Source organism: Halobellus sp. Atlit-38R (assembly GCF_003665925.1).
In the GTDB taxonomy this organism is placed as follows: Archaea; Halobacteriota; Halobacteria; order Halobacteriales; family Haloferacaceae; genus Haloquadratum; species Haloquadratum inordinatus.
Map to the genome: position 1 here is coordinate 1 of NZ_QXIJ01000268.1, position 482 is coordinate 482.

At 56.6% G+C, this 482-nt stretch carries 1 pseudogene; it reads right to left on the reverse strand.

Annotated features, from left to right (window positions below):
• Positions 1-482: pseudogene (locus D3D02_RS19305) on the reverse strand (cell division control protein Cdc6); the annotation flags it as partial.

Below are 482 nucleotides of genomic sequence, written 5' to 3' on the forward strand. Positions count from 1 at the left end.
GTCGAGTTCCGAGTTCATCCGCGAGAGATTATAGAGCGTGTCGTCGCCCGATTTTTCGACGAGTTTGTCGATTTCGTCGAGCATGATGACGACCACGCGCTCTTTGTAATCGACGGCGTCGAAGAACGTCGTATAGACACGGTCTGTCGGCCATCCCGTCATCGGAACGGTCTCCATCTCGTCGGCGTCGACGGCGAGTTCCTCCTCGCGCTCGTTTATCTCGGCGATGGAGTCATAGGGCGTATCGGCGAGCGCGTTCGGGTCTTCTGTCGCCCGCGTGCGCATCTCGTCGAGGCGGTCCTGTTCTGCCTCGATTCGTTCGATGTTCTTCTCGATGAATTTGTTCGCGAGTTGCGCGAGCACGCGATACTGTGTGTCCGTCACTTCGCAGTTGATATACTCGACTTCGCACGGAACGTCGTACTTCTGCGAGGTAGACTCCAGTTCCTGACTGACAAACTTCGCACTTGCCGTCTTCCCGA